The sequence below is a fragment of the Mucilaginibacter paludis DSM 18603 genome (assembly GCF_000166195.2).
Classification (GTDB): Bacteria; Bacteroidota; Bacteroidia; order Sphingobacteriales; family Sphingobacteriaceae; genus Mucilaginibacter; species Mucilaginibacter paludis.
Genome location: NZ_CM001403.1, coordinates 6,932,877 through 6,954,044, shown reverse-complemented (window position 1 = coordinate 6,954,044; position 21,168 = coordinate 6,932,877). Strand labels below are relative to the sequence as shown.

Genomic DNA, 21,168 nt, shown 5'->3' with positions numbered 1-21,168 from the left:
GATAGCAGGTGGCAGGCCTGGATGTGGCACACGTATTTGTTATTTGGTTATTGGTTATTGGTTACTGAGTTATTGGTTATTGAGCTATTAAGTTACTGGGGTATTTGTTTTGGGTTACTGGTTATTAGGGTTATTGGTGGGTTGTTATTCGGTATTTTTTCATCAAAAAACTGTTTCATCACCTAATAACCCAGTAACTTAATAACTCAATAACCACCCAACAACCTAATAACTACCAATAACCTAACAGGGCGTTGCCTCCGGCCCACGCTATGCGCTCATACTGCACGAAGCCTTAGCCACGGGCCGGTATCCGCTTCTATCGTTAACGCAAAATATCTATCGGGGTAAGGAGTTTATTGAAAGGATGGAGAGTTTTAAAATCGCCGGCTATGGTATAGTTTATTGGAAGTTGAGCTAACAATTTATGTTTTGCAACGCTCCTCTCTAAAACTATGCCATCAGGAGGAAGGTGATATTTTGTGAGTTCAAGGGCATCTGTATTGATTTTATCTTAACCTATTCTCAAGGAAATATTCATGGCACAATATCAAACTAACTTTGTGTGGAACTATATATTTGCAGATAAATCACCAGCGTCATCATTTATTTCTATTTGATAATAATCATATCAATAGTATTTGTATTATTGCTGCGATGACTTCGATGCGAACTATGTTTCATACTCAAGGGTACAGATTACCTTACTTAACTGAACCTATAATTTGTTCGAGAGAAGATGCATGGCTTGGTGAAGGTTATTATTTTTGGTACGAAGAACAAGACGCCATATTTTGGGGGCAAAACGGAAAAAAAGCCTACAAAAAATACATTGTATATAAAGCTGTTATTGATTGTCAGGGGATATTAGATACCGTTTTTAACGAGAAGCATTATCTACTGTGGTATCGAGCGGTGGAAAAGATAGCTGATGATATATTTAAAAAATCCGGCAGAAAAGCTACAATACCAGAAATAAACAATATAATTAAAATGAATAAAATTTGGGAGTCTGTGTCTGGAATTATGTTTCAAGATATTCCAAACAATCAACAGGTAAATAAAGTTATCAATTTATATTACAGAAAGAGGATACAATTAGTCTGTTTTGAAATGAATATTATACATACCTTTACGCACCATTTTGAAGCAGAATGTTAATTTTAAAACACCATGTTAGATTTAAATAAATTAGAAGCAGCTATAGACAGTTTTATCTCAAAACAAACTGCTCAATCATATAATGACATGTTCAAAAAATTAGACTCGGTTGGCCTAAAGGACGCCATTGAGATAAGTGGTGGGTATACAGATCAATATGATTGTCCATCACATATCGAAATATTAAAAGGTAATGTTATTATATGTGAATCAGATTTTTATGGGCAAAATTTAAATATGGCCGCGTAATGGGTGTTACAAATCAACCCCGACTGAATTTTGTTGGTGTAGACATATCGTCTATCCATGTAGAAGTTCAGAATCAATATACAAACGCTGAAATTAAACATAGCATTCTTCCCAAAATTATCCTTCCTAAAAATTTGCCTGATAATTTTAAGGTTGTTATGGATGTTCACATAGAATCAGAAGGTTACTTTAATATAAAAACTATCATCTCAGGATTATTTATATTAAATATGGAGATGGAAGATAAGCATAGAGACACATTTATGCATTTAAATGCTCCGGCCATATTATTTCCTTATGTAAGATCATTTATTTCTACATTGACGTCCAACTTAGGCTCATCTATGGGAACAATAATAATCCCCCCCCAGGTATTTAAAGGGGAAATAGAAGTCATAATTGAATCACCCCAAATAGAGGATTAAATGATTAAATAAAGGGGGCGAACTCGCCGTGCAATATGTATATCAATCATACCAGCCCTATTAATACATTATGCTGATAAACAGAAACACAACGCAAATTGAAAGCATATTTTGCTGACTGCAAAAATCGTCGTGATAGAACCAACAACGCATCCCATCCGCTCCTCAAAGCTAACTATATATGATATGGGACAAATCATTTAACTATATTCAAGTGCTTTTTTAAATTCCTCTATTATAAAATCATCCAAAGGATTTTGATTATTATAAAGAACAGAAGAGTTTATTTGATAGCCATGCTCGGATTTGAAGCAATGATTGTATTTGCTGATATAATAGAAATGTTCAGAAGATTTTTGATACCAATAGTCAAAGATCAGATGCCTTTTATCTTGCCTGTCATCATCAGAATCACATATATAAAAAATAACATTTGACTCTTTATTCAAGATATCACCAATTACTTTTATTACCGTGTTCTTTATCCAGTAATCAACTTTTTGGGGTTCCTCATCCGGATACAGTGACAAAGAAAAAGCGCTAACTTCTCCTATCTGGTAGGTAGTTAACGCTAAGTGATATTTAATATCGTATCTTGTAGTAAAAGTATAGGTTAAGCCATCTTCTGAAGGCTCTACATTATAACGGTTTTGCAAAATTAATATCCTTTTCTTTTGCTAATTCGCTTAATGATTTTTTTTCTTTGAGAGCTTGCTTTATATCTCTTTTGTCCTGCATCACCTTATATAACAATGCGGGAATACCTGTTGGCATTTGCTTTTTGTTGGGTTCCATCTCGGTGGTGATCAAATTATTTTCTATTATATTTCAACTCAAAAATATACATAATGTTTCACAAACACAACGATTAGCACTAAGATGACACATTTTTAATAATTTCAATATAGCCGTGGCATATACCACAAAAACAGCTTTTTTACCGTGTACAAAATAACGACTAACACACTGCTTTGCCATGGATTCGGTTTCAAATACTCAATCATTCAATCATTCAAAAAAATCAGTGTAATCAAAAAAATCATCCTCAAATCAGTGGTCACGCCTTCACAAAAGCCCGGTACGCCCATTCCATTAAGCCCATCGATAAACTCACCCAATCCAAACTACCTGTGCTCAACCAACCGGCGAGCGATTTGGCGATGTTCGACCATAGGCCATTCCAGCCGGTATCGGTCAACAGTTCGTCAACCTTGCTGCCGATGTGGTCCAGTACCTGCTGCACGGTGGTGGCGTTAATACCCAGATCTTTACCAACAGCCAGGATGGCGGCGGTGGCAATATCGGGGCTCAGGCCGGTGGCTTCGGTTACTTTTTGCAGCACTACGGCTTCGCCGTCCTTATAAAACTGCTTGAGCAGCTCCCCTACCTTCGATCCGTTGATCACGGCGTCTTGCTCTGCTTTGGGCAGGTTATCCCATTGGCTTTGGATAGAATGCCCCAGTGATTTAATGACGTTGAACAGCGCCGACGGCAAATGTGCCAGGGCGGATAATACTTTGCTAATGATTGACATACGTTAATAGTTAGTGAGATGTGAAATAATTAATTCGATCAGGCTGAAGGCCAACAGGTACCAAAGCCACAGCCTGATGAGGAATTTAAGCTTCCTCATGCAGTTAAGGCAGCATGGAAAGCCTTGCCATAGGCAGCTATCTTTTCAGCGCAATCAATCCCGTTGATAATGCGGCGGGCATTTTCCCAGTCTTCGCGGGTGGCGTTAAAATAGGTATCGAGCTTCACGCCGGTAAAGGCCCCTTTAGTCATTCCCACCATCATGATCTTGGCGGCTACCGTCTGATCAAGGGCCAGTTCCGGGTGATTAACCAGGTCCTGTCCTATCAGTTTACCTAAGTAGCGGTAGTTATCAATCCAGGTGAGCTGTACGTAGCCACGGCCATAGTAAAGCTTGTCGGGCGTGGTATAAGGGCGGCGGTTGCGGTCGACCTTGGTGCCGTAGGCGCGGCCCTTGCCTTTGCCGTACTCTTCGATGGGCCGCATGGTGGCGGCGGTTTCGTGGTAGGCGGTAGCCAGTACGTAGGCGCGCTGCCGGTGGTCGGTTAAAGGCGCGCAGGCGCTTAGTATAGCCTCAATCCCATCAACCTGGTGCTGGCTCAGGCCGTTTAGAAAGATTGTTTTTTTGATGCTGTTATAAAATTCGGGTTTGTTCATGGCGCGGTTATCTTACTTTGGTTAATGCAACATGCCCGTTTACCACTCGCTCGGTAACAAAGGCCTGGATACGAGTATACTTTTTAAAACGGATGGTATCGCGGATGCCTTTGAGGGCGTTAAGCGTAACTAACTGGTTTTTATCCAGCTTATCCAGGTGCGCGTCCTGGATACTGTCGCGTTTGGCTAAGGCTATCAGCGTGCCGTTAATTTTTTCCTGGCCGTTGGTAATTTTGTTGGTAAAGTTGGCCACCGCCCAGGTGATGCTGATGGCTAAACCCATTACCGATACAGCGGCAGGCCAGCCGATGTGGAGGGTTCTGTTTTCGATGGTAACTGTCATGATGTTTTTAAAAATTAAATGGTTATGGCTCGGCCTGACCGGCAACCGTAACGCCGAACATTTTGGTAAGGCCCTTCACAATCACATCAAGCAGCAGGGTGATGGTAACCGTCACCACAAACTCGCTCCGGGTGCTCAGGATGTGTACCGCCGCCAACCAGCCTACCACAGCCTTGCTGATGATGAAGTACATATCGAAAAAATTGCGGGCCGCTTCGGGCGTTACCTTGTTGAACTGATCAAACCCGAACGAGGTTTTTGTCGGGGCTGTTACTTTGGCGTCGGGCACCACTATGGTGTTTTCTTCGCCGGGTTGTAGGGTATTTTCCATATTGTTTTTTATGCTGATGGTGTGGTATCTGAGCTTAAGGTTACGCCGATGATTGCGGCAAAGGCGTTGTATAAAAACTGTTCTTCGCCTGCCCATCCGGCTATGGGGATGGTTATACCTGTGTCGGTATCGAGCTGCGTTCTGTTACTGTCGTACAAATGGTACTCGCCCGTAGCGAATGCATCGCCTATGACGAGGCTGATTTCTAAATCGATATTGGTGGCCGTACCTAATGTTTTGGTATTTAACACATTGGTGGCTACCCTGGGTGTAATGCTAAAGTTTCTCATCGCTATCTGATTTTTGTTATGGTGGCGTGGCTGTTATAGGTGATGGTTCCGCTGCTTGTGGTGAGCACCGTTGATACCGTTATGGAGGTAGCTGCTTTAGACCGTATTTCCGCCAGGGGCGAATAATTGGTTACCCCCGTTGTAGATACCCCCGGCGATGTGGCTCCCTGGTTGTAAAATAGTAATGTACGGGCCGTATTTGTTTCGTCGGTATAAGCTACCTGGGTTTGGATAACATCGCCCGATATGGCCGTAATATTTAAATTAGCCGATATAGAATAAGATGCATCCGAAGCGCCGGTTGTATATAAAACAATGTTGGCTGGACCCGTTTGCGCGGTTGCATCCTGAGCCGAAACCATTTGATTGGATAATGTTGTATAGGTTAACGGATTAGTACCGCCTCCGCCGGATGTTAGTACCTGGCCAGCCGTTCCGGCCGTGGTTGGCAGGTTAAAGTTATAGGTTCCGGCGGCGGCCTGAGGTTGTATGGTTACTATGCCGCTTGTGCTACCCACCATTTGGTGCGAGCCTGTTTGCTTTAAGCCTACATAACTTATGCCGGTCAGTCCGATTGTGCTTATGGGGATAGAGAATCCTGAGCCAGTTCCTCCTCCAATATTTGTTGTTGAAGCACTAAGTATATCTCCTGCTGTATATCCTGTACCTCTTATAGCGATACCGACTGTAGTAACCACATTACCAGAAACAATGATTGTAGCGGTTGCTCCTGAACCTGTACCTCCGGTTAGTGGTATGTTATTATAAGTCCCATTGGTGTATCCGGAACCACCTGTTATTGTTCCGAATGTTGCAATTGCTGTAGTACCTACATTTGTAGTATTAGCTATATCAAGTCCTATTAATAGATCATTATTAGCATTAGCTTGCAGACTATGATTAAGATACATCCCCCTGGAAAATCCTGAGCTGCCAATAATAGTTCCATTACTTAATATATTACCAACCACTCCTAAACGATAACCAGGGTCTGTTTGAGTTCCTGCAGAAATTAAGGTGTTGCCACTACCGAAAAAAGTAGCATTGGGTGATGAACTGGCATTTACTAATATATTTCCATTTAAGTTATTTAAGTTATTGGTTTGTACAATACCTGCCGCTACAACCCCATAATAATTCGCTCGAGAACCTAAGCTGCCACCATTAGGGCTATTTGGACTCAATGTATTAACCCGTAATTGAGCAGCAGTTACACCTGAATATATTGTGGTTGACACTGTGAAAGTAAGGCCTGTTCCTGTTCCTCCTAACTGAGTATTTGTAACGGTTAATATATCTCCAACTGCATAACCAGTACCTGCATTAGGTAATGATGCTGAAGTAGCGTTTATTTGTGTTACTACGCCCCCAGAAACTATCACATTTGCAATAAAACCTGTACCGGCTCCTGTTACACTTGTGACAGTTACGTTACTATAACTACCGTTGGTGTACCCACTTCCAGCATTTGTGACAGTAGTCTGTCCAACTGATGTCCCACCTGTTATACTTAAATTTAGATTTGTTAAGTCTAATCCATATAGAGCATCATTATTAGCAGTTGCTTGAGCAGTACCTGTTACATTAATTATTCTGGCTATTTGAGAAATGGATGAAGACGTTCCTCCAATATTAATACTCGCTAAATTAGAAGTAGTTCCAAATTGAGCATTCCCTTGAACGTATAAGCCATTAGTTGGTGCTGCTATTGTTGTTGCTGCAGTCGAACCAATTGACACGCCACCGCCAACACCGAGCGCGCTTAGCGAGGTAGCATTCTCGGACGTGTTAGCCGGGCTGACCAGCACGCTGCCATCAAAATTTTGTATAAATGGGATGAAGTTGTTTATAATATGCTTTACAGACGACCCGTAAATACGGTTACCCGTAAGCGTACCACCCAACCACAATTGCCCCTTCTCGTTCTGGTAAACGCCATCGCGAATAGTCATAAAATTATCAGACTGTAGCGAGCCATTATATGGCACAATTCCATTCCCGACACCGGCCCAGGTCATGCCGCCGTTAAGCGTTGCATTGTAGGTTGTTCCGCTGGGGTTGGTATCTGTTGCCGTTACACCTGTCCCATCCTCAAATTCATATCTGCGGATAAGCCCTGTTGTAGGTATATTGATAGTGCCTGCACCGCTGTTGTATATTTGAGCAACATCGGTAGAGGTTAATACACGGTTGTAAATTAGAAGCTGATCTTGCGTGCCTATTATGGGGACTTGTTGCACAAAGCCAGTACCAGCAGTTAAATTATAACTCGGGATTGTAAGCGCAAGTGGCGAGCCTCCATCTAAATAAGCTAATACCGAGTTGCCATTAAAAGTAACTATTAAATGGTGAGGATTACCGTCATTTAGAGATGTAGAACGAAGTAGAACATCCCCGCCGGTACTATTGTATCTGATATGTAAAGTTTGACTGTTTGCAATTTGTATAGCAAAAGACCCGCTGGTAGCAACACCATATTGCAATATATCAGCATATAGCCTATCTGTTGTTATTTTGAACCAGGTGCTTATACTAAGCGTTATATTATTTCCATAAGGCATCCCCGTTTCGGCAGCTGCAAGGTTTTGCCCGGTTGCCGATGTACATTTAACACCGTTGCCTTTGCCGCCCACTGAATTAACCTGGCTGCTAAGAGTTAGGCTATTAAGTGTTGTTGAATAGTTCCAAATAGCACTATTGCCAGAGGTTGTGTTGTTCAATGTAAAAGTAGGCGATGTATTTGGTATTGAAGCATTGCCGGTAAATGTATTTGTACCGGCTAAATTCATGGTTCCCGTCCAGGTTTTGTTACCAGCGACGAACTGGTTAGCGGTTAAATCAACAAAGTTTTGCGATGCAGATCCGGTACCACCACTTGTTATAGGCAATACACCTGTCACATCTGTTGTTAATCCCACCGCCCCAAATGACGGATTTCCCGAAGCGTTGCCATGCAAAACACTTGTGGATGTTCCCTGGTTAGCGAAATCCGCGGAAGCAAGATTTAAGGTTATATTGCTGTTGAGCATTTTCCCATTTACCGACCGGCTCAAATTGGTAGCGCTGGAAGCATTACCGTTCAAGTTACCGTTTAGCGACCCGGTAAAGGTATTATTACCTGTGAACGTATTATTTAAAGGTTGGATGGCCGTACGGGCATAGTACTTAGTAGCTAAGGTTGATACGGTATCTGTTGCCGAGTATTTTGTCAGTAAGGCCGATTTGTTGGCTGTACCTATTATCGTATTGAAATAACTCTTGCTTGTTATGGCGGATGTATCTACAGAGAATGAGTTCCCGATAAGGTTAAGGCCGTAACCATTAGTATAAATAATACCCGAATTAACTGGTACCCATGCCGCGCCGCTCCATCTGTAAGTACTATCCACATTCTGAACATAACACAACATGCCTAATTTAAGCGCGGCTGTGTATTTTGTTGTAAAACCAGCATAGCTTAAACTATCGCGCCCATGATAATTAGGAACGATGTGATACCCGCCGTTGAGCAGGTCGGCATATCCGGTTACTGAGTTATCGGTCGGGCTGTTTTTTATAAACGGTACAGCCACCTTAATTTGCGCGGTTGCAAGGCCCCAGGGCAACAATAAAAATATTATATAGAGTAATTTTTTCATCTTAGTTTGTTGTGAATGTATAAGTTGCGCTTGTAGCTGTGGTGAGGGTATAAGTGGTGTAGGTTGCGGTGTACCCGTTAACATTGGTTACCGATACCGACGAGCTTGGGAAGCTGCTTGTTACATCGAAATTATTGACATCCTTAATCAGCGTGATATTGCCCTGGGTTGAATTAATAGCGATGAACGGATGATTACTGCCCGATGCCGTAACTACCCATGTACCCGCGTGGCCGGTAGCTATGCTTTTAGCGCCACCAGCTACAGCTAATACTTCGGCCTGTGTTGGCGCAGTTCCGGCGCATCTGCCGTAATATATCCCCGGTGCCCAGGTATCGGTTGTTGTGGCCGTGGCCGTTTTGCTATCCGTTGTGTTTACCGTAATGGTATAAGTGGTGTTGGTATTGGCGGAGGTAGTTACAGACTGGCTTCCGCTAACCGTGCCGGGGGCCGCTGGCTGAGTGCCAAATACATTAAAACTACCCGGATTAATAACAGCTGAGGCAATAGGCTGGGTAACATCCTGTCGCCCGTAACTCCAGGCCAGATTATGCGTTTTGCTGGCTGTGCTATACTCCGACAATGAACCTCCTGTCAATGTTGCCGTTGGTACTTTAGACTTGTAAAACTCCGATATAATCCATGCAGACGAGGTTAAGTTAGTGCCTGGGTTATCGCCAATAGCGGGTATTGACGATATTGCTCCACCAGGTATTTTTGGCGACGCTATACTTGCGTAATATTTTGTGGCTATGGCACTAACCGTATCTACATTTAAAGTTCCGGATGTGGTAATTGGCGTATTATTGGTAAACCCTATACCCGGTGTAATGCTTGAAACTGTAGTAAATGAGGGATTGCTGCCCAGTGTTTGAGAACTACCATTTACAGTTACAGTATTACTATTGTTGGCCTTTAAATTAACTGCCGCATTGAGCTGCGTTTTGGTAACCCATTTTGAAATACTATCGGCAACGTTGGCTTTTAAATTGAGCAGGCTTTGTGTTGATATACCGGTAGCAGTATTAAAGTGGGTGATGGTAATATACTTTGCACTGTCTATCGCCACAATATCGTTTAGGTTGGCAATGGCGGTATAGTTGCCGTCGTTCTGCTTCACGTAAACGTGCTTGTCCGCCGGATTGGTTGATACAAACACCCCGCCAATGGTATCGCGGCCCTGGTATAGGGGCGGCGCTCCGGGCGCCCATTTAGGCAAAATCAGGGTTTTGAATTTAACGTTCCAGTCTACAATGGTATTACCGCCGTTGGGCGTGCGCACAAAGTCGGGCTTTACCTGGCCAAGGCTTAGCAATGGCAGCAAGAGCAAGAGGTAAATGAGTTTTTTCATGGAATGCTTGTGTTGAATTTATTGGGATAGATAACCAGGTAATACTGATCAATCAGGCTGAAACCCGGCATTAACAAGGTGAACGAACCTGCTATGCTGTCGTAATGCAGATCGGTATCCTGGTTAACGTTAAAAAACTGGGCAAGCTGCTGCGCATATACCGCGTAGCCTGATTTGCCTTGCAGGTAAGCGTCGGTAAATACCTGCTGGCCTTCGGCATTGGTGCTCCACCGCACATCGGTATTGTATACCAGGTAATAATCGTACAGGGCGGAGCCGGTGCCGCTGCCAGGCGTAACCGGACTAACAATGGGCGAGCCGCTTACCGGCAGGCCATTGCCCTGGATGTTGTAAAGCAGGTTGCCCATATCAGATGCCCTCGTGGCATAATTTACACCGGCCGCCTGGTTGCTAATCAGCACCTGCTCGTTAAATACCAGCGTATCATCCCACACAAAGGCCTGCCCCTGCACTGGGTGGTTGTTGATGCTGCCTAAACCGTTATCCTGCATTAGCTTAAAAAGCTGATCGAGCGAGCCGTACGTCACCAGGCATACATCGTACAGGGTTTGGTTGTTTAAAGCGTAATAAGTTTGTATCATGATTTGATGGCGTTAGGTTGGATAATCAGTTCGCCATCCGGCGATTGGGTAATTACCGGGTTATTGCACTGGTAACCATCGGCCTGGAGCTGCTGTTTCAATATGCGGCCCAGCACCTGGAGCTGCCCGCTCGAATTCTGGTAAGCAAACACGCCCACGCCGTCGGCAGGGGCTTCTTTCCACCAGCCGGGGAAGGCCGCTATATTATCCATAATATGCTGATCATCGCTCACGGCAATCAAAAAATCGCCCGACTGCGCGTCAATCAGCAAATCGTTATCCTGCAAAAACAAATCAAAATTAGCTGCCATTAGATTTTCCGTGTGTTACCGTTTCGTTTTCAATTTGTGCCGTAGTGGTTTGCGCCAAAGGCGGTATGGCCGGCGTTGGCGCCAAGGCATTCACCTTGGTATTTAAAGCGTTAAAGGCATTTTCTATCAGGTTGAGCCGCGCCGTCAGGCTTTCGGCTATCACCAAGCCACCCAGCTCGCCGCCTTGCAGTTGTATCCCGCTCGCGGTAAATAAACTGATTTTTTCTATGGCGCTAAATAAGGCAATGTACGGCACACTGCGGGGCGAGTAGCACACAATTACGGCGCTGCCAATAGCTGGCACCAGCAAAAAGCCGTCGTCAACCTCGGCCATCAGCTGCACCCCGGTTAAATAGCTCGACCCGCCCCCGCTCAAAGGGTTGCAAACGCAGCTGCGGGTAGCCATATCCACGCTCACCACCTCGGCCACCACCATTACCGATAGCTCTTTGTTATAAGTGCCGGCCATCTTCCGCACGGCATCAATTATTCGGGTATCGCTCATTATTTTTGCATTTATAATTGATGTACTGTTTAGTTATAAAAAATCAACCTCCTCTAAAGCCCCCTCTAAATCTCCCCCGGTTGGGGAGACTTTTTTTTTCGTTTTTTTTAAGCCCTATCTACCGGGGCGGGCGCACAGAGCCCCCTCTAAATCTCCCCCGGTTGGGGAGACTTCTTTTAAGCCCTCTCCTTTGGGGAGGGTTGGGTGGGGCTCAAACCTTTTTCACTATCGGATCTACCTTATAATCCAAATGAATCACCTGCCTTAACCCGCCGGTGCCCCCCTTATACTCCACATTACTCACTTTATAAGTACCATTGCGCTCAGGCAAAACATTGTCCGTTAGCGCCACTTCATCCCCCATCCGCACAAAAGGGATCCCGAAGGTGGTGAAAGTGCCCTTGAAACCGGTGTAATAATAAATCATCAGCTCGGCCTCGGCCTGATCACCCAGTACCTTCGGGTCGGTAATACCGTTGTAGTTAAAATCGTGGCGTTCGCCCTCATTATTCGGGGGGAACTCGGTATTGTCGCCCGGCAACTTCACCGTCCGTTTAAACGTACCATCCTTTTGTAAAGTAATCAGCACCTGCAGCTTTTGCTGCTTGGTTTTCTGGTGCCCATCGCTGGTGGTGCCGTCTTTGCCGGTGCTGTAGGTAGACGTGGCTATGGCCGATAAAATAATATCCTCTTTACGTTGATATTCCAGGTCGTCGTCGATGATATTCTCCTGGAAAACAAAATTATACAATTGAGTTTCCTTCTCAAGATATACCACCGATCCGCAGCGCAATTCCGTACCCCTGAAATAACTTTTCAGGTAAAGGTCCTTCCGCAGCCGTTCCAGTACCTGGCCAATACTTTCGTTATCCACCCTGAAATCAATCCCCAGTTCCACTTGGGTTTTGCTTATATCGTTCACGGTATAAGGCAGTTTTCCATTCTTAAACAATTCGCTCAGCATCTCCTCCACACTGTATTTAGACGACGCGAACACCCCGTTTACGCCCCCCTTGGCCGCAGTTTGCTTCAGCTTCCACATCAAATCCTCACACTCCAAAGTAAAGGGCTTTTTGCTGCTTACCTTGCTGATGAAACCCTTAAAGTAAGTAGCAGTCTGCACAAAATCCTGGTCGCCCGATTTATATTGGTAACCGGCCTCAATTTTAACCTCATCGCCCCGAAGGAAGGTAGGCGGGGTATCGCTAAAGCCGCCAATGTTGGCATTTTTGTTGCCTAAATTGATTTCCTTCCCATTCTCATCAATGTACCTCACTTTTTTGGGAAGTGTTACCTTACCCTTGTTAGTAAGATCCTTCCAGCCATCATTGGCCTCAAAATCGCAAACAAAATCAAAATAAATTGTTTTGTTACGCGCCGGCCAGGCCTCCGTGGGGATTTGCTGAATGGTGATCAGCGACTTTACAATGTACATTACTTAGAGCTTACGTTAGCGATAATGGGCTTGTCGGAACTGGCGTTAATGGTGAAGGGTTGGTATGAATAACCGCCTTCTTGCTGTTTAATGTCGAAACTGTCGACAACGATGGAATTGATATCGAACATTTGCAGATAAGAACTTGTAACAGTTAAAGCGTTTGGGGAAACAAGAATGGTTTTGAGATGTTCAACATCTTGGAGCGGATACCGGCCATTGGTGCCAGGGATGATTCCGTTAATTGTAATTGCATAATCGCCCATACCGATATATTCTTTAATGGTACCGCTGCGGCCTTGAATTTGTGTTTTTACGATATTTTTGGATTGATTGATGGAGATGAGGATGGTGTCAAATTTAAGTAAATTAAAAGTAATTTGGCTGCCAATCTCATTGGTGTAATCGCCTTCTTTAAATGTCAGATCTACAAACACAGGGGTACCTAATGAGGATCGGGTCGTTAACGGCTTATCAAAACCTTTGCCTGTACCTGTGTTAAAGCCCTCCTGCTGCGACTCAAAAGGCGTTATTTTCTGCATTATCATACGCCGTGTCAAAAATTCAGCACTTTTAATTCCAAGCGCAATTTGAGTTGTTGGAATGATGATTTGATCGCTCATATATACAAATATGATGACATCGGCAAATGATAATGGAGATGTGTGCTACAATTACTTTGTTAAAACTGTTATGTTATAAAAAATAATATATTTGTTTTTTTTAATCAACCAAATGAAAAGATTATTATTAATTGCCCTGCTTATTTTACCATCGTTATTAAGAGCCCAGGTAAAACAGCAAATAGCAAGGGTTGATACAATCCCTGGCCACGGGTACGAAATTATGTATGTAGGCAAACATGAAAAATTGACAACCAGAACATCTGATGGAGAAATTCAAAGTTTGGACTACTTTAATAGCATTGAGTATAACTGGCCTAAAGCCAAATTTAAAATTGACAGTATTTACAATTTAAAACAAGGCTGGCGTCTTTCTACCACTGCGCAATTAAAAACGATCTTTAAAATAACCCAGGCCATCATGAATCAAAAAGACATTCGTATTGGCAGTTATGATTTTATTGGCATTAATGGATTATTTTGGTGTAACAATAGCCCTGATGGCTCATTTAACGATTTGGATAACCTTGCAGTTGCGGGCAGCCAAAATAGCCGAGAGTTTGAAGTTGAAAGAGGCTCAGGAAAAGACTATGCAACAAGCGACGAAGGCTATGGCTTGGTATACAAAGAGCAACTACTAATGGTTAGAAAATACTAACCACTGGTTTGGAGACTGTAAAATGAACTGTGTCAGTTAAAAATTTGGATAGAATTTTTAACTTAGACATAGTAGAATGAACAAAAACAACAATTTCGATTTTGAAAGTTTCAAACGAGAGGCGATCAAGGGGATGTACGCTGGTAAACCCCTTAACGGAGAAAAGGGCATCTTTGCGCCTTTACTGAAACATTTTTTAGAAGCAGCGCTTGAGGGCGAGCTAGAAACCCATCTACAGGAAGAAAAAGCCGCAGGCTTATCCAATCGCCTTAATGGTAAAATCACGAAACGAGTTAAGAGCCTTTCGGGCGAATTTGATCTGCAAAGCAACCGGGACCGGTCTGGCAGCTTTGAACCTGTAGTGTTACCAAAGCGACAAGTGATTATAACCGAAGAACTGGAAGAGAAGGTAATCGGCTTGTATGGGCTTGGCCTGAGCACACGGGATATTTCCAAACATATCATGGAAATATATCAAATGGATATCTCTGCAACTACCTTATCCTCTATTACAGACAAAGTTATCCCAGCCATGAACGAATGGCGGCAGCGGCCACTGGAATCGGTTTATGCATTTGTATACCTGGACTGTATGCACTATAAAGTACGTGAAGGCAACGGCGTAATTACCAGGGCTGTTTACAATATTCTTGGTGTTTCCCTTCGTGGGCAAAAGGATCTGTTAGGCATGTATTTATCAGAAAGCGAAGGCGCTAAGTTCTGGCTATCGGTTTTGACCGATCTAAAGAACCGTGGTTTGCAGGATATGCTAATTGCATGCATAGATGGTTTAAAAGGCTTTCCCGAGGCCATAGCAGCCATCTTTCCAAAAACGGAGATACAGACCTGCGTTGTTCATCAGATCCGTAATAGCTTGCGCTATATTGCCGAGAAAGACAAGAAGAAATTCATGGCTGATCTTAAGCCGGTTTACCAAGCCATTAATAAAGAACAGGGCTACGAAAATCTGATTTCCCTGGATGAAAAATGGGCTAAAAAGTATCCGGTTCCGGTCGGGTCGTGGTACAATAACTGGGAAAACCTGTCAACTTTTTTTAAGTATGATGCACACATTCGCAGAGTGATCTACACAACTAACGCGGTTGAGGGCTTTCACCGCCAGGTACGCAAAGTAACTAAAACAAAGGGCGCATTCACATCAGATACAGCCTTGTTAAAGCTGGTATATCTGGTAGTCCAGAATATCTCTGAGAAATGGACAATGCCAATGCACAACTGGAGTTTGACTTTATCTCAACTTTACATTATGTTTGGCGATAGGATAGCTGGTCACCTAAATAACGGATAGATGTTGAAATGTGGGAAACTGAAGGAGTTTCCCACATTTCAACATCTTAAACAATAACAAGTTTATTTTTAGTTGACACAGTTTAGTTTACACTCCCCTGGTTTGGGTTAACCAAGGCCTCCCACACCGTGTCATCCCGAGGTACGAGGTAACTTTTACGAGCGACAAGTCTCCAGCATACCCGTCGCATGCAAAAGGTTTTTCCTTCCAGTCGAAATGACATAGTTGAGAGTTTCGCGGATAAATATCCTCATCAACGCCTCCAAACCCTGTCATCCCGAGGTACGAGGGAACTTTTACGAGCGATAAGTATGCGCTATATCATCCTTCTCCAACCAGTTTTGACAACTTTTTAAAAGTTGTCAAAACTCTCATCGCCAGGCACTCCGTTGTAATCAATACAGCCCATCTGGCATGCGCAGAAGATCTGCCTCCGGAGATGACATAGTTTTATAAAACACTAAAAAACAAGTCCCTGCACACCATCAAAAAAAGCGGCGGCCCCGCGCGATTCCTTCCCCACGGGAAGGTGCAGGAAGGCGTTTCTAAGCCATGCTTAACCTTCCCGCGTACACAAAATCAAACGTAAAACTTCACCGCAGGCACAAAGCAATCTTTATAAAGGCCAATTCGCCCTGTATAGCTTAGAGATTGCTTCGTCGTACCTCCTCGCAATGACGATGGTTTGTATTTTCCTATTTCCAAAATTCATAAAAAATAATATCTTTGAATCACAACCAACTATTAATTACAATTAACAAACAATGAAATCAAAATCAACCGCTTACATTTTATGGTTTTTTCTTGGCGTTTTTGGCGCCCATAAATTCTATCTCAACAAAACCGGCATGGGCATCGTCTATCTGTTCACCGCGGGTATATTTGGCATCGGCTGGATTATCGACATATTTTCGCTCGGCGGCGATGTCGACCTGTACAACGCCATTTTCTTTAACCAACGCGGCCCATCGGTTACCAACAGCATTTATGTTAACGCCCCCCATGCAGCTCCGCCGGTTGCCGCAGGCCCACCCGTTCACGAGCAACTCAAAAGCCTGTTCGATTTAAACCAGGCCGGCGTACTTACCGATGAAGAATACAACACCCAAAAAGCCAGGCTGCTCTCGTAACCCGTTTAGTTTTTTTAGTCCATGGCTTCTTTTAGTCCATGGTCCATAGTCGATGGTCCATGGTTCTTTTAGTCCATGGTCCATAGTCAATGGTCCATGGTTTTGAATACAGTTTCTTTTAGTCCATTCTAAAGTAAAAATGCAAAGACCTATTTTATTCCATGGACTATGGACCATCGACCATGGACTTTTTTTGATTGTTCTTTTTGTCCATGATCTAAAGTAAAAATGCAATAGCCTTTTTTATTCCATGGACTATGGACCATCGACCATGGACTACACACCTCCCCCCCTCCCAAAAACCTGACCAACATCACTTCTCTTTCTGATACTAATCAATAATCCAACGCCCTAATTGCGGCAATTTTGGACTATCAAATCTGAAAGACATGACTACCGCAATTGAGGACCGCGAACTGAATACCGAGCTGCAGGAGCTTTACCTGATCAGCAAACAATGGATAACCGACCTTGACTTTTTAGAGGGCGAAATTGATTTCCTAAAAAAGTTAACGGCCAAACTTTTAGTAAAAACTACCCGCGCCCGCGAGTTAGAAAAGTTGCTGGACATTGAAACGGCTTATACCGGTTTAAAAAAAGATATGCTGAATTATTTGCATCATCTGGAGCCTTTAATTATGCAAACACAACAGGGTTTTAACTTATATTTGATTGAAAATTACGCCAGCCTTAAGCTGCGGCTCGATGATGCCCTGGTGAATTGCCACCTGGTTAAAAATTCCATTTTTGAGTGCAGCAGGCTACAAACTAAATACAACGATACTGACTTAAATATTCAAGAAAATGGCTAAAACTATTTTTGTGGCTTCGGCCGGGCCCTGCAGCGGAAAATCTGTAATTACTATAGGGCTGGTAAACATGCTGTTGTGCAAAACACAAAGGGTGGGTTACTTTAAACCGGTTATTAATACCTCGCCCGCCGAAAAAAACGACGTACACATCCAAACCATACTGGAGCATTTTAAACTGCCCATTAAGTTTGAGGATGCCTACGCCTTTACCCGCCAGGAAGCCATGCAATACCTGGAAAGCGAAAACCAGGGCCAGATGATCGATACCATCATCAGCAAATTTAAACGGCTCGAAGAGCAATATGATTTTACCGTTTTAGAGGGCAGCGATTACATTGGCGATGGCACCGCCTTTGAGTTTGATTTAAACCTGCTGATTGCCAAAAACTTAGGCTGCCCCGCCATACTGGTAGTATCCGGCGAGGATAAAACCAGCGCCCAGATCATCAACGAGTGCCTGAGCTTTTTACACAACTTTGAAGAACACGATGTACAGGTACTGGGCCTCATAGCCAATAAGGTACAGGCCGATCAGGTCGAAATTATCCAGGCCCTGCTGGCCGGGCAGTTGCCTGCGGACACCATCCTGTCGGTTATCCCAACCGATATTTCGCTTAAAAACCCTACCATTAAAGATATAGCCGAAGCCCTGGGCGGCAAAATGCTTTTCGGCGAAGATTACATGGCCAACCAGGTTGATAACTTTGTTACCGGCGCCATGATGCTGCCCAACTTTTTAAACCATATTAAAGATAATGTGCTGATTGTAACCCCGGGCGACCGGGGGGACATCATCCTCGGCTCCTTACAGGCCAACTTATCATCCAGTTACCCCAAGGTGGCAGGCATTGTGCTCACCGCGGGCACACAACCCGAAGAGCCTATTATGCGGCTCATTGAGGGGCTAAACAATGTGGTGCCCATTATGTCGGTTAATAGCGGCACCTTCCATTCTACCACGCAAATTGGCGCCCTAAAGGCCCGCATTACGCCCGATAACAGTAAAAAAATACTATTGGCTATCGATACCTTTAACAAGTTTGTTAACGCTCCCGCGCTTGATGCCAGCATACTAACCTACCAAAGCAACAGCATGACGAGCCACATGTTTCAGTACCAACTGCTAACCTGGGCCAAACGCCAAATCAAAACCATCGTACTGCCCGAAGGTAACGACGACCGTATACTTAAAGCCGCCGCCCGCTTAATTGATCAGCAAGCCGCCAACATTGTGCTGCTGGGCAAAACCAGCGAAGTGGCCGATGCCGTTAAACGCCTGGGCCTTAAGCTCGACTTAAGCAAAATTAAAATTATCGACCCGGCCACCAGTGAGCTTTTTGACAGCTACGCCCAAACCCTGTTTGAGCTGCGCAAGGCCAAGGGCGTAACCCTCGAAACCGCACGCGATTTAATGACCGACGTATCCTACTTCGGCACCATGATGGTGTACAAGGGCGATGCCGATGGCATGGTATCCGGCGCGGCCCATACCACCCAGCACACCATCAGGCCGGCTATGCAGTTTATTAAAACCAAACCCGGCACAGCCATCGTATCATCCGTATTTTTTATGTGCCTTGAGGATAGGGTTTGCGTATTTGGCGATTGCGCCGTTAACCCCAACCCCACTGCCGAGGAGCTTGCCGAAATTGCCATCCTATCGGCCGATACCAGCAAAAGCTTTGGCATTGAGCCACGCGTGGCCATGCTATCCTACTCGTCGGGCACATCCGGCGTGGGCGAAGATGTAGATAAGGTGCGCAACGCTACCAACATCGTCAAAGCCAAACGGCCCGACCTGAAGGTAGAAGGCCCCATCCAATACGATGCCGCCGTTGACCCTACCGTGGGCAAGCAAAAAATGCCGCTATCCACCGTTGCCGGCCAGGCCAGCGTATTAATTTTTCCCGATTTAAATACCGGCAACAACACCTACAAGGCCGTACAGCGCGAAACCGGCGCCCTGGCCATCGGCCCCATGTTGCAGGGCCTTAACAAACCCGTAAACGATTTAAGCCGCGGCTGCACCGTTGATGATATTTTTAACACCGTCATCATCACCGCCATCCAAAGCCAGCAAGCCAATCAACCAGCATCCACCTTAGCACCCTTAGCCTCATGAATATATTTGTAGTAAACAGCGGCAGCAGCTCCATCAAATACCAGTTTTTTAAAATGCCATCCGTGCAGCCCGTTTGTACCGGCCTGGTTGAGCGCATTGGCCAGCCCACAGCCGCCATTATCCACAAGGTAAATGTAAACGGCGCCGAGCAAACCGTGCAACTATCCCTTTACCTGGCCGACCACGAAGCCGGCATGCTCGAAATTGAAAAACTATTAACCGATGCCGCCATAGGCGTAATACAAAACCCCGACGAAATTGAGGCCGTGGGCCACCGCATTGTACACGGCGGCGAACACCTATCCCAGCCAACCATCATTACCGATGCCGTAAAAGAAGAAATTAAACGCATCTTCCCGCTGGCACCGCTCCATAACCCGGGCCACTATCAAGGCATCCAGATAGCGCAAAAGCTGTTTGCCAAGGCAGTACACATTGCCGTTTTTGATACCGCTTTCCACCAAACCCTGCCCGAAAAGGCTTACCGCTACGCCATACCACAAAGTTATTACGACGATTACGGCATCCGCGTGTACGGCTTCCACGGCATCAGCCACCAGTATGTAAGCGGCCAGGCCGCCCAATATTTAAACAAGCCCGACGCCAAAATCATCACCATCCACCTGGGCAACGGCTGCAGTATGTCGGCCGTGAAAGACGGAAAATGTATTGACACCAGCATGGGCCTCACCCCGCTCGACGGCCTCATTATGGGCACCCGCTGCGGCGATATCGACCCCTCAGTACTCACCTTCCTGATGCAAAACACCGGCTGCGATGGCGATCAGCTCAGCAACCTGCTCAACAAACAAAGCGGCATGCTCGGCCTAACCGGCTGCAGCGACATGCGCGACATTAAAGCCCTGATGGACAGCGGCGATACCAACGCCCGCCTGGCTTACGATATGTATGCCTACCGCATCAAAAAATACATAGGAGCCTACACAGCCGTACTTAACGGCCTCGACGCCATTGTATTTACCGCCGGCGTTGGCGAAAACGCCGCCCTGGTACGCCAAATGGTATGCCACGATATGGACTACCTGGGCATCCGCTTAGATGAGGCCGAAAACGAGATCCGCCGGTCAACCACCCACGAAATCAACACCGCCGATTCGCGCGTCAAAATCCTGGTGATCCCCACCAACGAAGAGCTCGAAATCAGCAACCAATGCGTCGAACTGATGCAGAACGTGGTTTGTTGCTGAGTTATTGGTTATTGGGTTATTGAGTTACTGGTTATTGGGTTACTGGGTTATTGGGTTATTGGCGTAAGGCTAATCTATGCGCCAAGTCACACCTTCCACTATGCATCATATAGTTAACCAACTCAATAACCCAATAACCAATAACTCAATAACCTAATAACTAATAACCAATAACCAGCAAGGGGCGTTTCCCTCCGTGCCGCGCTTTCCGTTACAAGTCCTCATTTCGCTGCGCTGCATTGCGGGCTTTCCACTGCAATCGCTAACGCGGCATACAGTATTTAACTGGCTTCATCCATCATATTCTGCGCCCCCAGACTGCCAAGGGCGGGGGTTGCAGAATTTTTATTCCCTTTTTTTTAACGAAATAAAAAGCTCCCCTCTTGAGAGCATAGCCGTCAACTTTAGAAAAAAAAGGGATAAAATTTTTTTAGAGCAAGAATCGGAACTGCAAAATTGCAGTCATTATTCGAGC

23 protein-coding genes are annotated in these 21,168 nt (G+C 44.8%); 9 read left to right on the top strand and 14 right to left on the bottom strand.

What is annotated here, in order from left to right:
- Positions 1 to 579 precede the first annotated feature (579 nt).
- Genes MUCPA_RS29510 through MUCPA_RS37980 form a run of 3 tightly spaced genes read left to right on the top strand, consistent with a single transcriptional unit; the run spans position 580 to position 1,835 of the window.
- Complete coding sequence (locus MUCPA_RS29510; protein ID WP_169316215.1) at positions 580 to 1,161, top strand: hypothetical protein; 582 nt, start codon at positions 580 to 582, stop codon at positions 1,159 to 1,161.
- A 12-nt stretch (positions 1,162 to 1,173) separates the two neighbouring features.
- A complete protein-coding gene (locus MUCPA_RS29505) occupies positions 1,174 to 1,410 on the top strand; it encodes a hypothetical protein (protein ID WP_008511527.1) in 237 nt (78 codons plus the stop codon).
- Positions 1,410 to 1,835 carry a protein-export chaperone SecB gene (locus tag MUCPA_RS37980; RefSeq protein ID WP_008511526.1) on the top strand — a complete coding sequence of 142 codons (426 nt, stop codon included), beginning with the start codon at positions 1,410 to 1,412 and terminating at the stop codon, positions 1,833 to 1,835. The genes MUCPA_RS29505 and MUCPA_RS37980 overlap by 1 nt, the downstream gene beginning before the upstream one ends.
- Before the next feature lie 200 nt (positions 1,836 to 2,035).
- On the opposite strand, the gene MUCPA_RS29495 is transcribed toward MUCPA_RS37980, so the two are convergent.
- From MUCPA_RS29495 to MUCPA_RS36505, 14 genes are all read right to left on the bottom strand, one after another.
- Positions 2,036 to 2,491, bottom strand: coding sequence for a DUF6169 family protein (locus MUCPA_RS29495; RefSeq protein WP_008511525.1), 456 nt, complete (start codon positions 2,489 to 2,491; stop codon positions 2,036 to 2,038).
- Entirely contained in the window at positions 2,475 to 2,630 is a 156-nt protein-coding gene (locus tag MUCPA_RS37975; protein WP_008511524.1) for a hypothetical protein, read from the bottom strand. Before MUCPA_RS37975 ends, MUCPA_RS29495 begins: the two co-directional genes overlap by 17 nt.
- A gap of 262 nt (positions 2,631 to 2,892) precedes the next feature.
- On the bottom strand, positions 2,893 to 3,369 hold the full coding sequence (locus MUCPA_RS29490; RefSeq protein WP_008511523.1) for a hypothetical protein: 477 nt from the start codon (positions 3,367 to 3,369) through the stop codon (positions 2,893 to 2,895).
- A gap of 95 nt (positions 3,370 to 3,464) precedes the next feature.
- Positions 3,465 to 4,025, bottom strand: coding sequence for a glycoside hydrolase family 19 protein (locus tag MUCPA_RS29485; RefSeq protein ID WP_008511522.1), 561 nt, complete (start codon positions 4,023 to 4,025; stop codon positions 3,465 to 3,467).
- A 7-nt stretch (positions 4,026 to 4,032) separates the two neighbouring features.
- Positions 4,033 to 4,368 carry a hypothetical protein gene (locus MUCPA_RS29480; RefSeq protein ID WP_008511521.1) on the bottom strand — a complete coding sequence of 112 codons (336 nt, stop codon included), beginning with the start codon at positions 4,366 to 4,368 and terminating at the stop codon, positions 4,033 to 4,035.
- Positions 4,369 to 4,390: 22 nt separating this feature from the next.
- Positions 4,391 to 4,699 carry a hypothetical protein gene (locus MUCPA_RS29475; protein ID WP_008511520.1) on the bottom strand — a complete coding sequence of 103 codons (309 nt, stop codon included), beginning with the start codon at positions 4,697 to 4,699 and terminating at the stop codon, positions 4,391 to 4,393.
- An 8-nt stretch (positions 4,700 to 4,707) separates the two neighbouring features.
- Entirely contained in the window at positions 4,708 to 4,989 is a 282-nt protein-coding gene (locus MUCPA_RS29470; RefSeq protein ID WP_008511518.1) for a hypothetical protein, read from the bottom strand.
- Positions 4,990 to 4,991: 2 nt separating this feature from the next.
- Complete coding sequence (locus MUCPA_RS29465; RefSeq protein WP_008511516.1) at positions 4,992 to 8,627, bottom strand: beta strand repeat-containing protein; 3,636 nt, start codon at positions 8,625 to 8,627, stop codon at positions 4,992 to 4,994.
- Position 8,628: 1 nt separating this feature from the next.
- Positions 8,629 to 9,978, bottom strand: coding sequence for a hypothetical protein (locus MUCPA_RS29460; RefSeq protein ID WP_008511514.1), 1,350 nt, complete (start codon positions 9,976 to 9,978; stop codon positions 8,629 to 8,631).
- Positions 9,975 to 10,580 carry a hypothetical protein gene (locus MUCPA_RS29455; RefSeq protein ID WP_008511512.1) on the bottom strand — a complete coding sequence of 202 codons (606 nt, stop codon included), beginning with the start codon at positions 10,578 to 10,580 and terminating at the stop codon, positions 9,975 to 9,977. Before MUCPA_RS29455 ends, MUCPA_RS29460 begins: the two co-directional genes overlap by 4 nt.
- A complete protein-coding gene (locus tag MUCPA_RS29450; RefSeq protein WP_008511510.1) occupies positions 10,577 to 10,891 on the bottom strand; it encodes a hypothetical protein in 315 nt (104 codons plus the stop codon). The genes MUCPA_RS29455 and MUCPA_RS29450 overlap by 4 nt, the downstream gene beginning before the upstream one ends.
- Positions 10,881 to 11,396, bottom strand: coding sequence for a hypothetical protein (locus MUCPA_RS29445; protein ID WP_008511508.1), 516 nt, complete (start codon positions 11,394 to 11,396; stop codon positions 10,881 to 10,883). The genes MUCPA_RS29450 and MUCPA_RS29445 overlap by 11 nt, the downstream gene beginning before the upstream one ends.
- A gap of 211 nt (positions 11,397 to 11,607) precedes the next feature.
- Complete coding sequence (locus MUCPA_RS29440) at positions 11,608 to 12,831, bottom strand: hypothetical protein (protein WP_008511507.1); 1,224 nt, start codon at positions 12,829 to 12,831, stop codon at positions 11,608 to 11,610.
- Complete coding sequence (locus MUCPA_RS36505) at positions 12,831 to 13,454, bottom strand: DUF6046 domain-containing protein (RefSeq protein ID WP_008511506.1); 624 nt, start codon at positions 13,452 to 13,454, stop codon at positions 12,831 to 12,833. Before MUCPA_RS36505 ends, MUCPA_RS29440 begins: the two co-directional genes overlap by 1 nt.
- 112 nt (positions 13,455 to 13,566) lie before the next feature.
- On the opposite strand from MUCPA_RS36505, the gene MUCPA_RS29430 reads away from it, so the two are divergent.
- The 6 genes from MUCPA_RS29430 to MUCPA_RS29405 all read left to right on the top strand — a co-directional run bounded on the left by MUCPA_RS29430 (position 13,567) and on the right by MUCPA_RS29405 (position 20,693).
- Entirely contained in the window at positions 13,567 to 14,112 is a 546-nt protein-coding gene (locus MUCPA_RS29430; RefSeq protein WP_008511505.1) for a hypothetical protein, read from the top strand.
- 76 nt (positions 14,113 to 14,188) lie between these two features.
- Positions 14,189 to 15,421 carry an IS256 family transposase gene (locus tag MUCPA_RS29425; protein WP_008504193.1) on the top strand — a complete coding sequence of 411 codons (1,233 nt, stop codon included), beginning with the start codon at positions 14,189 to 14,191 and terminating at the stop codon, positions 15,419 to 15,421.
- Positions 15,422 to 16,185: 764 nt separating this feature from the next.
- Positions 16,186 to 16,551, top strand: a complete 366-nt coding sequence (locus tag MUCPA_RS36735) for an NINE protein (protein WP_008511504.1) — start codon at positions 16,186 to 16,188, stop codon at positions 16,549 to 16,551.
- 389 nt (positions 16,552 to 16,940) lie between these two features.
- Positions 16,941 to 17,363, top strand: a complete 423-nt coding sequence (locus tag MUCPA_RS29415) for a hypothetical protein (RefSeq protein ID WP_008511503.1) — start codon at positions 16,941 to 16,943, stop codon at positions 17,361 to 17,363.
- Positions 17,356 to 19,485 (top strand): phosphate acetyltransferase, encoded by a 2,130-nt coding sequence (gene pta, locus MUCPA_RS29410; RefSeq protein WP_008511502.1) that lies wholly within the window; start codon positions 17,356 to 17,358, stop codon positions 19,483 to 19,485. Before MUCPA_RS29415 ends, pta begins: the two co-directional genes overlap by 8 nt.
- Positions 19,482 to 20,693: an acetate/propionate family kinase gene (locus MUCPA_RS29405; RefSeq protein ID WP_008511501.1), complete on the top strand. Its 1,212-nt coding sequence runs from the start codon at positions 19,482 to 19,484 to the stop codon at positions 20,691 to 20,693. The genes pta and MUCPA_RS29405 overlap by 4 nt, the downstream gene beginning before the upstream one ends.
- The last annotated feature ends 475 nt before the right edge of the window (positions 20,694 to 21,168 follow it).

Coding starts and splice junctions, on each gene's coding strand:
- MUCPA_RS29505 (WP_008511527.1), top strand. CDS start 1,174: ATGTTAGATTTAAATAAATTAGAAGCAGCTATAGACAGTTTTATCTCA.
- MUCPA_RS37980 (WP_008511526.1), top strand. CDS start 1,410: ATGGGTGTTACAAATCAACCCCGACTGAATTTTGTTGGTGTAGACATA.
- MUCPA_RS37975 (WP_008511524.1), bottom strand. CDS start 2,630: ATGGAACCCAACAAAAAGCAAATGCCAACAGGTATTCCCGCATTGTTA.
- MUCPA_RS29490 (WP_008511523.1), bottom strand. CDS start 3,369: ATGTCAATCATTAGCAAAGTATTATCCGCCCTGGCACATTTGCCGTCG.
- MUCPA_RS29485 (WP_008511522.1), bottom strand. CDS start 4,025: ATGAACAAACCCGAATTTTATAACAGCATCAAAAAAACAATCTTTCTA.
- MUCPA_RS29480 (WP_008511521.1), bottom strand. CDS start 4,368: ATGACAGTTACCATCGAAAACAGAACCCTCCACATCGGCTGGCCTGCC.
- MUCPA_RS29475 (WP_008511520.1), bottom strand. CDS start 4,699: ATGGAAAATACCCTACAACCCGGCGAAGAAAACACCATAGTGGTGCCC.
- MUCPA_RS29470 (WP_008511518.1), bottom strand. CDS start 4,989: ATGAGAAACTTTAGCATTACACCCAGGGTAGCCACCAATGTGTTAAAT.
- MUCPA_RS29465 (WP_008511516.1), bottom strand. CDS start 8,627: ATGAAAAAATTACTCTATATAATATTTTTATTGTTGCCCTGGGGCCTT.
- MUCPA_RS29460 (WP_008511514.1), bottom strand. CDS start 9,978: ATGAAAAAACTCATTTACCTCTTGCTCTTGCTGCCATTGCTAAGCCTT.
- MUCPA_RS29455 (WP_008511512.1), bottom strand. CDS start 10,580: ATGATACAAACTTATTACGCTTTAAACAACCAAACCCTGTACGATGTA.
- MUCPA_RS29450 (WP_008511510.1), bottom strand. CDS start 10,891: ATGGCAGCTAATTTTGATTTGTTTTTGCAGGATAACGATTTGCTGATT.
- MUCPA_RS29445 (WP_008511508.1), bottom strand. CDS start 11,396: ATGAGCGATACCCGAATAATTGATGCCGTGCGGAAGATGGCCGGCACT.
- MUCPA_RS29440 (WP_008511507.1), bottom strand. CDS start 12,831: ATGTACATTGTAAAGTCGCTGATCACCATTCAGCAAATCCCCACGGAG.
- MUCPA_RS36505 (WP_008511506.1), bottom strand. CDS start 13,454: ATGAGCGATCAAATCATCATTCCAACAACTCAAATTGCGCTTGGAATT.
- MUCPA_RS29430 (WP_008511505.1), top strand. CDS start 13,567: ATGAAAAGATTATTATTAATTGCCCTGCTTATTTTACCATCGTTATTA.
- MUCPA_RS29425 (WP_008504193.1), top strand. CDS start 14,189: ATGAACAAAAACAACAATTTCGATTTTGAAAGTTTCAAACGAGAGGCG.
- MUCPA_RS36735 (WP_008511504.1), top strand. CDS start 16,186: ATGAAATCAAAATCAACCGCTTACATTTTATGGTTTTTTCTTGGCGTT.
- MUCPA_RS29415 (WP_008511503.1), top strand. CDS start 16,941: ATGACTACCGCAATTGAGGACCGCGAACTGAATACCGAGCTGCAGGAG.
- pta (WP_008511502.1), top strand. CDS start 17,356: ATGGCTAAAACTATTTTTGTGGCTTCGGCCGGGCCCTGCAGCGGAAAA.
- MUCPA_RS29405 (WP_008511501.1), top strand. CDS start 19,482: ATGAATATATTTGTAGTAAACAGCGGCAGCAGCTCCATCAAATACCAG.